The sequence below is a fragment of the Streptomyces sp. CBMA156 genome, from assembly GCF_014596515.1.
Classification (GTDB): Bacteria; Actinomycetota; Actinomycetes; order Streptomycetales; family Streptomycetaceae; genus Kitasatospora.
The window spans coordinates 38,060-47,986 of record NZ_MSJQ01000068.1; the positions used below are offsets into that span (position 1 = coordinate 38,060).

A 9,927-nucleotide genomic window follows, 5' to 3' on the forward strand; every position below is an offset into this window, starting at 1 on the left:
TGCTCCCTCACGTCCGGTCCGGGTTCTGCACCATCGGGGCCTGGCCGAAGAAGTGGCCGGCGCCGGCCGCCAGGGCGGTCAGCGGGTCGGCCGGGCCGTCGAGCAGCCCGGCGTCGACGAGCGCCGCGCACACCTGGTCGCGCCCGGTCCGTGCCGTGCCCCGGTCGGTCTCTCCGATCCGCCGCACGCACGTGTCGTCGGGGACGAAGACGTAGTCGCGGTCGGCGACGGGGGAGGAGGGCAGCGGGGCGAGGCCGGGCGGGATCTCGTCGGCGGAGTACTCGCTGAGCGGGAACACCCCGCGCGAGTCGGCGAGCCGGGGCCGGGGCGCCCGCACGTCGTAGCCGACCGGACGGTCCGCGAGGACCTCGGCGCTGGGGGCGCCCGGGGTGTGGCTGAAGGGAGTCGGCGGGGCGCCCCACAGTGCGGCGGGCAGGTGGTGGGTGCGCGGGGTCGTCGTCCAGCCGTCCATCGGGGCGGGCGCGTCCTCGTAGTACAGCGTCAGCCGGTGTTCGCCGACCAGCCCGGAGAGGTCCATGGGCCGCACGTCGACCGCGGGGCCGTCTCCGGCGCCGGGCGCGGACAGCGGGTCCGCGCCGATCCGCAGGTGGCTGGCTGGCACCGCGGACTGGGTGAAGAACCGCAGGTCGCGGGCGCGGGCGTACCACAACGTGCCGCTGTTGCCCCGGTCCTGGGGGGTGGTGTCCTCGACGGCCCTGTCGATGCCGCCCACCGGTCCGACGGTGACGACGTCGGCCGGTTTCGGCAGCAGGTCGGCGAACTCGCTCCAGCCCAGCGCCCTGGTGTCGGTGCCGGATCGGCCGGGGCCGAAACCGATCGTCTTGGAGAAGCCGACGAAGTGCGCGGTGACCGAGCCACCCGTCGGCGGCCCCCACAGCTCCAGATCGGCGCCCACGTGCGCGCTGATCGTCTTGTGGATGAGTCCGATGTTGATCGTGTAGGACGCGCCGATGCTCACCGAGATCCGGGCGGTGAAGGAGAACGGCCGCCACGACAGCAGCAGGTCGGCCTGGGCGGTGAACGAGGCCTGGAAGTCGCCGGCGTGGAAAGTGATGCACAGCCTGCCCCCGGCCATCGCGCAGGACGGGGTCACCGCGAGGTACGCCTGCGCGGTGATCGTCAGATTGCCGCTGACCGCCCAGTCGATGCCGAGCCTCGGTACGGCGGGGTAGGAGGCGGGTTTCTCGAAGGAGGGGTGGTAGCCGCCGAGGGTGACCACGAACTGTCCGGCGTCGGGGTGCGGCCCGAACCACATGGCGGCGGCGAACCCGCCGGTGAGGTGGCAGTCCGGGGTCAGCACGTACGACACGGGCGCGAGCTGCGCGGCCAGCTCGAAGCTCCCGGCGAGCGGCCGGACCTCCGCCTCCAGGCCCAGTTCGGCGTACACGTACGTGCGGGTCGCGGACTCGGCGGGCAGCGGCAGTTGGACGGTGGCGATGCCGAGGACGGCCAGTGCAAGCTCCCGGCCGAACTCGGCGGCCAGCAGCACCTTGGAGTTCACCACCTCGGCGACCGTGAACTCGATGCCGAGGGCCAGCCAGAAGGACCCCTCCTTCGGGGCGATCCAGGTGCGCGACGGCCCGCCCGGCACGGCGGGCTCGCGCCCCTCCAGGACGTCCAGCACCCCGGTGGGCCGTTTGGCGGCGTCGGGGCCCTGCTTGTTCAGGGTCAGCAGCGGGAACTCGGTCACCTCCCGGGCGGTCGGCAGGGTCAGCTCCCGGTTGAAGCCGAACCCGGCCATCAGCCCCGTGACCAGGAGCGGTGGCGGCCCCCCGAGCGGCGCCTCCAGCTGGCCGAACAGGAACAGCGACGGTTGGCCGTCCTTCAGCTGGGCGTACGAGCCGACGGCGGCCAGCGAGAAGTCGGGCACGGCGATGGTCGCCGTCCCGTCGAACTGGAAGAGCACCTCCTTGGGCAGCCTGTCGGGCGGGATGCGCAGCAGCGCGCCCGCGATCTGCACGGGGGGAGCCGAGTACCCCACGCCGACGCCGTCGAGCTGGAAGACGGGCGCGAAGCGGTCCAGGGCCGAGCCGACCGCCAGGCCGTCCAGGGACAGGGACAGCGGGCCCAGAGCGACCCCCGCGTCCAGGGCGAACAGCAGCGCGTTGTTCTGGTAGACGACTCCCACCCGGTTGATCTGGACCACACCGAGCTGCTTCTGCACCGGCACCCACACGGCGGTGGAGGCCGGGCCGCCGGGCACGGCAGGGGGGACCGGGGTATCGGTGCCCGGGGAGCCCGGAGCCGTCGGCTGCCCGGCCGCTCCCGTCGGACCGGTCTTCGCCGGGGGCACGCCGAGGGCGACCGGGACGGTCTCCTGCCCGATCCGCAGCTCGGCCAGGGCTCCCACCCCCGGCGTCAGCCCCGCCGTGGGCAGCGGTACCACCTGCGCCTGCCCGAGCAGTCCGTTCACCAGGTCGGCCGTCGGGGGGTCGAAGACGCCGGAGCTGTACAGGACCTGGAGGTTCTGCACCGCCAGGCTGCCGCCCGCCCCCGAGAGGAACCCGCCGACCAGGGGGAGCCGGGTGAGGTCGAAGTCCGCCGAGAGGTCCACGCCGACGCAGAACCGCGCCGGGCCGCCCGGCGGCTCGACCCGGACGAACTTGGCGTCCTTGAGGCCGACCCGCAGGCTGTCGGGCACGTCGTCGGCCAGGTCGGGGGAGAAGTGCGCGACCCAGTCCCGCAGGGCGATCTCGGTGCCCTCACCCGGGCTGCGGTAGGTGGCGGCCAGGACGGAGGCGCCGGACTTCGAGGCGCCGGATTTCGAGGCGCCGCCCTTCTGCTCGTCGAAGACGACGTCGAAGGTGAAGCCGTCGACGTCGAGGACCCCGCGGTACTGCGCCCCGGAGCCGTCCCGGGTGATCCTCGCCTCCAGCGAGGCCGTCACCCCCTGCGCGACCGTCACCTCTCCCCGGCAGTCGAAGTCGACGGTGTCGGTGCCGCTGGTGTACGACAGCCACAGCGCGGTGAGCTCCAGCGTCCTGACCGGCTCCGGCACGTCGGACAGGTGCAGGGCGTCGAGGACGTCGTCCATGCGGAGCGCCTCACCGGCCTCCAGGCCGCCGCCGAAGGTCCAGCCGCCCTTGTCGCCGGGGGCCTTCGCGGCCGAGACCTCGATGTGGAAGGAGGAGTCGATCGTCGCCGTGCCCGCGATGCGGGCGGTGAGTCCCTGGAGGGCGTCCTGGTACACGTACAGGCTCAGGGACGTGGCCGTGAAGGGCCCGAGCGCCCAGTCGCCCGTGGCCTTCATCCGAAGGAGGTACCAGTCCCCCAGAAGGGCTCCGAAGGACAGCTCGCTGACGGCGGCGGACTCGGGCACCTCTCCCGCGGGGATGCCGAACGACTCCAGCAGCGACCGGACGCCGATCGGTCTGCCGTCACGCAGCCTGCCGGTGACACCCAGGTCGGGAAGCCGCAGGGCGACCTCCAGGGGGAGCCCCTTGACGTCGAGGTCGGCGACGACCGCGACGGAGGTCGCCTGGTAGCCGGCCGACGTGCCCTGCCCCGTCCTGACCAGGCGGTAGTCGAAGCCCGCGACGTCCCCGGGGTCGAATCCGAACGCGCGCAGTCCCTCCCGCGCGGTCCGCCACGGGCCGGCGCCCGCGAAGCGGCTGCCCAGCTCGTCCAGCGAGCGGGCGAACGCGCCCGGCTGCCGCGGCCGTACGGCGGCGGTCAGCCATCCGACGTCGTCCACGGCCAGCGTCGACTCCACCTCGACGCCGTCGAAGGTGCCGCCCAGCGCCACGGTGACCGAGCCCTGGGCGGTCGCGGTCACCGTCACCGACGTCACCGCCATGGCCACGAGCGCCCCGGCCGGCCAGGCGGTGGACTGCCAGGCGAGGACGAGCGTCAGCTTCGTACGCCCCGCGTCCACTTCCGGCCGCCCGCTGCCGGCCGCACCGCGGCACGCGCCGTCCGGGAACGCCGCCAGCACGGCGCGCAGCCGCTCGGGAAGCGCGGCGTCCTCGGCGCGCAGCGTCGGCGGATCCCCCAGACCCGCCAGGTGCGCCTTCAGGGCTTCGAGATCCACCGGACTCCCCCTCCCGCGGTCACGAGCCGGTGCCCGGTTTGATCCTGGGCCCATCCGGCGGTTGTTTCTTCGCCCCGGGCTTCAGCCTTCTCAGCTCGGCCTTGTCGGTCTCCCATGTCCAGTGGGATCCCTGGTAGTCCACGTAGCGGGCCTGTGTGGCCACTTCGGCCAGCATTCCGTAGGCTTCTTCGGCCGATCGGCAGGTCTTGGAGCCCAGGTGCTCGGTGATCTTCTTGTTGACGAGCGAGAGGAGCCCGTAGCGGGGATCGACACCGTGGGCCGAGGAGAATATCGGCTCGGCATCCTTCTCGAAATTCTCTTCAGGGTCGTCGGCCCGGGTTGTGGGGCCGATGAAGAGGTTCCCGGGAAGCCAGGAGTAGACCTCCCAGAAGCTGTCCCAGCCGGTGTGGCGATCGCCGCCCGGATTGTGGGTGAACTGACCGTTCGCGAGCTCCGCGCAGAACGTGCGGACGCGCTGGTCGTCCTTGCGGGCGGAATCCGACCTGTCGGTGTAGAGACCGATGTTCGTGTCGATCGCCAGGAGAAGGCTTCTCGCGACGGCCGGATCCTTGAGGTTGGCGTTCCAGAGGGCTTTGAGCTGGTTGTAGGGCGTGACGTGGTGGCGCGCCATGTCGAGCTTCTTGTCGTGGCCGGGCACCAACTCCCTGTCGAGAGCCCGATACGGATGTGACGGCCTCTTGTCCGGCATCTCCAGGTTGTGACTGGGCGCCACAGCATCTCCTCCCCGACCGGATGCGTCCACCTGGGCCGCACCCCGCCACGGCCCGCTCCCCACCGGTGAAGCCCGACTGCCGATGGCCGTCGTCACAGGCTCACGGCCGCGAGGCGGCCCGCGCAACCGTGCCCCGCGGGCGCGGAGACCTTTTCGGACAGTTGCCACACGGACCTGCGGGCGCCCCGCGCGGGTGCGCCGGACGCACGCCTCGCCACGGCCGGGGACCGGGCCGGCCCCGGGGGCGCGGCGGGGCGATCAGGCCGAACGTCCGTTCGCCCGGCTGCGGGCCCCGGCCGTTCCCGCACGCTCCACCCCGGACCTCCGGTCCCGGCCGCCCGTCCCGAACGCGGCCACGGCCGTCTCCCCCGTGGCGAGCCCGAGGAGGCGACCGGAGCGGCACGAGGCGGCGGCCGGGCCGGGGAAGGCCAGGTAGCGGTGGCCGAACCGGCGGCAGCCGGTCAGGCGGAACGTGGTGCGCTCGATGACCTGATCTCACCGGGCCGCACCGGCTCGCCTGCGGCGCATGCGGGAGGGCCGGCCATCTCCTGGCGCCGCGTCATCTCGGGCTCAGCCGTCGAGCACCGCGTGTGCCCGGTTGACGACCCGCAGCGCGGCGGACCGTTCGGCGAGCAGGGCGTCCTTGTTCCGTTCGATCATCTCGTCCTGGTACGCGGCCTCGACCGCGAACCACTCGCGGACGACGCCGGACGAACGGCTGCACCGTACCTCCGAGGCGGCCAGGGCCCGCTCCGCCGCCTGGTCGGACGTCGGAGTGGCAGCCGTGTCCACGGGCGAGGAGACGTGGTAGCCGAGCGCGCTCATGCACGCCGACCACCTGGCCGTCGCCGCGACGACGCGGGGGTCCTTGGCCGAGGCGTCCCATGACTTCCGCTGCAGTTCCATGGCGACCGGAGTCTCCCGGACCCTGGCGGTGTCTCCGATCTGCTGCACGGCCCAGCCCACGCAGCCCTGCGACGGCCCCTCGCCCGGACCGCCGTCGTAGACGAGGCGCTGGGCCTCCGTCAGCTCCGGCGGGGCCGGTGCCGCCGCGGCGTCCCTGGTGGGAGGGAGCCCGTAGCCGTACCGTTCGGCCTGTTCCAGGTCGGTCAGGCCGTAGCGCCGTTCCAGGAAGTCCTTCAGGGGCGGGCGTACGTGCGTCAGCGGCTGGATCGGCGCCCCCCGGTCCCGCATGCACCGCTCCACCAGCCGTTCGTACGCGCTGTTCAGGTCGTCGCGCTGCTGGTAGGTGAGCAGGTACGCCTGTACGGGGAGATCCGTCCGTGTGCTCCCGTCGCGGGCCGGGCCGCGGCCGGCGGTGGCGGTGTAGCCCGCCGCCCCGCCGGCCGCGACGCAGACGGCGACCGCGCACGCCGTCAGTACGGTCCGCCTGCTCACGGGCCGAACAGCACCGAGGCGTCCTCGTTCTTCGTATTGGGGAGGTTGGTGAGGAAGTTGGTCGGAACGAAGTCGCTGGCCCCCTTGTATTCGAACCGGTAGAAGACCGTGGCAGCGTAGAAGTCGTTCGTGTTCCGAGCCGAGCCGGCGTTGTTCCAGACGCTCTGACCGACGCCGTTGCAGGTGGTGCCGCAGGCGGTGAACTTGGTGTCCGTCAGGTTGGGGATGTTCCCGCCGATCCTGACGAACGCACCGCCCCCGTTGGAGTTGTAGTAGAGGCAGAACCACCCGTTGACGCAGCTGTCCGCGCTCGCCGGGGCGGCCGCAGCCATGGTGCCGGCGGTGAGGCTCAGCGTGGCCACAGCTGTCAGCAGCAGCCCTCGTGCGCGCGTCTTCACTCCTCGCATCGTCGCTCCTCGGTCGTGGGATGGGCCGTGGCTTCGGCCCAGTGCGAGAAGTCTGCGTCGGGCCCCCGGCCGGCGTCATTGGCCATCGGCGCAGCCTTCCTTGACACCGTGCGCAAGGCGGGCGGGACGAGTGGCGGGGACGACGGGGAGCGTCGATCGCCGGTGCTCGGCGGGGGTGACGCCATAGGCGCCGCGGAAGGATCGGCTGAAGGTGGCGGCGTCGGCGAGGCCCCAGCGCGCGCCGATGGCGTGGACGGGCAGCGTACGCAGGGCCGGGTCGCTCAGGGCTGCCCGGCAGCGCGCCAGCCGGCGACTGCGGATGGTCGCCGCGACGGTCTCCCCCTGCTGCCGGAAGAGGTAGTGGAGCGTCCGTACCGAGATTCCGTGGTGGGCTGCGACGGACGTGGGGGACAGGGCGGGTTGGGCCAGGTTGTCCTCGATGAAGGCGTTGATCCGGGCCAGCAGCATGCGGTTGCGGGCCTCCGGTGGGAGGCGGTCGTGTGCGTCGAGGTGGTGGGCGAGGAAGGCGGCGGTCAGTTCCCAGGCCGCGCTGCCCATCCGTTCCAGGGCCGGCTGCTCCAGCGAGGGTGCCTGGTCGAGGACGCTCCGCAGGAACGCGGCGAGCACCGCGCCGACACCGCTCCGGCCCGGCAGGGCCCGCGCCAGGAGGCGGTCCACCCTGCCGTCCGGGAGCGGGAAGCCGGAACGTGGCAGATGCAGCACGATGCCGCGCAGCAGCGGCCCGGCCGTCCCGCCCAGCCCCCGTCCTTCGTACGGCAACGACGTGCTCCACAGGGCGAAGTCGCCCGCCGACAGGCGGCTGCCCTGCCGGGACTGCTCTATCGACATCTCGCTGTCCAGGATGAACGCCAGTTCATAGCCCTCGGGGTCGGAGTTCCTTATCAGCGCGGGCGTGCGTAAGGAGTGGATCGGCGGAAAGGACATCGTGGTCAGCCGGACCGCCCCCAGATCCAGGGCGCCGGCGTCGGCCACGAAGTCGGAGGTGTGGCGGCTGTGGATCCGGACGGGGGCGACGGAACGGCCTATCAGGTCGCACCACCAGTCGAAACGCTGCTCGGCCGGCACGCTGGTCGTGCTCAGAACGGTGTATCCCACAGAACCTCCAGCGATCCCGCTTCGGGCGGGCAGGTCTGCCCTGCAACGAGATTACGGAGGCGGCCCCTGCCGGTCCCGCCCTCCGCGCGTGGCACTTTCCCGTCCCCGGAGCCGTGGGGAAACGCGGGGGAAACACTGGCCCGGTGGTCGAGTTCGCACGTCCTGCGGGGGCCGACCACGGAGCGGGCCCGGCAGCCCGCCGGCCGCGGGGGGCGTTCACGAACGGGTCGATGACCTGCGGGGACGCGGAGCCGGGTGCGACCCCGGAGCGTTGCCGTCACACTGGGCGGTGTCGGCAGAGCGGGGACGGCGGTGTCCCCTTTCACGGGAGGCTTGCGTCCGGACCGTCCCGGCACGGTCCGTGCACGACAGTGGGGTGAATGCGATGCCTCTTGAGGGCGAGTACCAGCCGAGTCCGGCGCAGTGGGTGCGCGAACAGGTCGAGCTGTACGAGAGCTCGGGCGGCACGCGGGGAACCACGCTGCGGGACACCGGCCTGCCGGTCGTCATCGTCACGATGCGCGGTGCGAAGAGCGGCCGGATCCACAAGATTCCGCTGATGCGCGTGGAGCACGAGGGACGGTACGCGGCGGTGGCCTCGAAGGGCGGCTTCCCGCGCCACCCGGACTGGTACTTCAACCTCAAGGCCGACCCGAAGGTGGACCTCCAGGACGGCCCCGAGCGCCAGGGCATGACGGCCCGTGAACTCACCGGGGACGAGCGGGCCCGGTGGTGGCAGCGCGCGGTCGCCGCGTATCCGCCGTACGCCGAGTACCAGGAGAGGGCGCCGCGGGTGATCCCGGTCTTCGTCCTCGAACCCGAGCACCCGGCCGGGCCGGTGGAGGCCCCGGCGCCCACGGGGGACTGAACTTCGGGCCCACTCGCTCGGCCCCCGGACCGGGGCGGCGGGCGACGCGCGTCAGATCCGGCGGGCGCGCAGGACGCTGGTCAGCATCGGGAGGGTGAACTCGCCGGCGGCGGTCTCCGGGCGGGCGGCGAGGTAGGCGCGGGCCTCGCCGAGCAGGGCCTCGCGCCGCTGCTCCGGCATGACCAGGATGCCCGCCTTGGTGGCGAGGGTGGCGACGAGGGAGTCGGCGGTCCGGCGCTGCCCGTGCGGGAACTCCGCCTGCTCAGGGGAGTCGAAGCGGGCGGCCCCGCCCGACGCGGGGAGGTGCATCCGGGCCGTGGCGGTGCGCCAGCTCGCGGGCACGTCGCGCGGGCCGATGGCGGCGGGGCCGGCGACCCGGGCGAGGCCGGCCACCCAGTCGACCCCGTCGTCGAAGACGTTCCACAGGCCGGCCAGGATGCCGCCGGGTGCGAGGACCCGGGCGATCTCCGGGCCCGCGACGTCCATGTCGAACCAGTGCATCGCGTTGCCCGACACCACGGCGTCGACGGACCCGTCCGCCAGCGGGATCGCCTCGGCGCTGCCCGGCAGCGCGCGGACGGCCGGGAGCGAGCCGCGCAGTCCGGCCAGCATCGCCGGGTCGGGTTCGACCGCGACGACGTCGTAGCCGAGTGCGACCAGGGTGGCGGTGAGCTTGCCCGTCCCCGCGCCGAGGTCGAGCACCCGCGGGCCGGGCGTGGCTTCGAGGGCCCAGCGCACCGCGGCCCGCGCGTAGTCCGGGCGGTGCTCGGCGTACGCGACCGCTGCCCGGCCGAACGACGAGCTGTGCAGCCGTCGTTCGTCCTGGTGGTGCTCGGTGGTGTGGTCCGGCCCCGTCATCGAAGCTCCTTCCGATCGGCGGGCTGTGCCGGGTTCTTGCGGCCGGCCCGGCTCTGACGGTGTCATAGAGCGAACCGATACATCGTGACGATAGGCACCGGCGGGCTTACGTACAAGGCCGGCTGCCGCTGACCTGGGGTCAGGGCCGATGGGCGGAAGGGTGATCGTTACCCTGACGCGGTGACGATCGAGCTGCGGGTACTGTCCACGGTCTCCTTCCGGGGTGAGGAGGTCACCGCCCCCGGGCTGCGGGGGCTGCTCGCGCTGCTGGCGGCGGAGGCGCGGAGCGGCTGCGGCCGGGGGCGGCTGGTGGACGGGCTGTGGCCGGAGGCGGGGCCCGAGCGGCCGGAGAAGGCCCTCCAGGTGCTGGTGTCCCGGGCGCGGGCCAGGTTCGGGGCCTCGCTGATCGTCAGCACGCCGACCGGGTACCGGCTCGGGCTGGGGGAGGAACGGGTGGACGCCGCGGCGGTGCTGCTGCACGCCGCCGCCTGCGCGG

The 9,927-nt window shown here is 73.1% G+C and carries 8 protein-coding genes; 2 read left to right on the forward strand and 6 right to left on the reverse strand.

Features of this window, described 5'->3' with window-relative positions; translation table 11 throughout:
- Window positions 1-7: 7 nt before the first annotated feature.
- The 5 genes from BU198_RS05720 to BU198_RS05740 all read right to left on the reverse strand — a co-directional run bounded on the left by BU198_RS05720 (window position 8) and on the right by BU198_RS05740 (window position 7,705).
- Window positions 8-4,051, reverse strand: coding sequence for a DUF6603 domain-containing protein (locus BU198_RS05720; protein ID WP_188295740.1), 4,044 nt, complete (start codon window positions 4,049-4,051; stop codon window positions 8-10).
- A 19-nt stretch (window positions 4,052-4,070) separates the two neighbouring features.
- Window positions 4,071-4,784 carry a hypothetical protein gene (locus BU198_RS05725; RefSeq protein WP_188295741.1) on the reverse strand — a complete coding sequence of 238 codons (714 nt, stop codon included), beginning with the start codon at window positions 4,782-4,784 and terminating at the stop codon, window positions 4,071-4,073.
- Window positions 4,785-5,354: 570 nt separating this feature from the next.
- Window positions 5,355-6,182 (reverse strand): hypothetical protein, encoded by an 828-nt coding sequence (locus BU198_RS05730; RefSeq protein ID WP_188295742.1) that lies wholly within the window; start codon window positions 6,180-6,182, stop codon window positions 5,355-5,357.
- Window positions 6,179-6,589 (reverse strand): peptidase inhibitor family I36 protein, encoded by a 411-nt coding sequence (locus BU198_RS05735; protein ID WP_188295743.1) that lies wholly within the window; start codon window positions 6,587-6,589, stop codon window positions 6,179-6,181. The genes BU198_RS05730 and BU198_RS05735 overlap by 4 nt, the downstream gene beginning before the upstream one ends.
- Window positions 6,590-6,664: 75 nt before the next feature.
- Complete coding sequence (locus BU198_RS05740; RefSeq protein ID WP_188295744.1) at window positions 6,665-7,705, reverse strand: helix-turn-helix domain-containing protein; 1,041 nt, start codon at window positions 7,703-7,705, stop codon at window positions 6,665-6,667.
- Window positions 7,706-8,090: 385 nt separating this feature from the next.
- Between BU198_RS05740 and BU198_RS05745 the strand changes: the two genes are divergently transcribed.
- Complete coding sequence (locus BU198_RS05745) at window positions 8,091-8,573, forward strand: nitroreductase family deazaflavin-dependent oxidoreductase (protein WP_188295745.1); 483 nt, start codon at window positions 8,091-8,093, stop codon at window positions 8,571-8,573.
- A gap of 51 nt (window positions 8,574-8,624) precedes the next feature.
- Here the strand turns inward: BU198_RS05745 and BU198_RS05750 are convergent, their stop codons facing one another.
- Window positions 8,625-9,431, reverse strand: a complete 807-nt coding sequence (locus tag BU198_RS05750) for a class I SAM-dependent methyltransferase (RefSeq protein WP_188295746.1) — start codon at window positions 9,429-9,431, stop codon at window positions 8,625-8,627.
- 180 nt (window positions 9,432-9,611) lie between these two features.
- On the opposite strand from BU198_RS05750, the gene BU198_RS05755 reads away from it, so the two are divergent.
- On the forward strand, window positions 9,612-9,927 hold a 316-nt coding region (locus tag BU198_RS05755), incomplete at its 3' end, for an AfsR/SARP family transcriptional regulator (protein WP_411293147.1).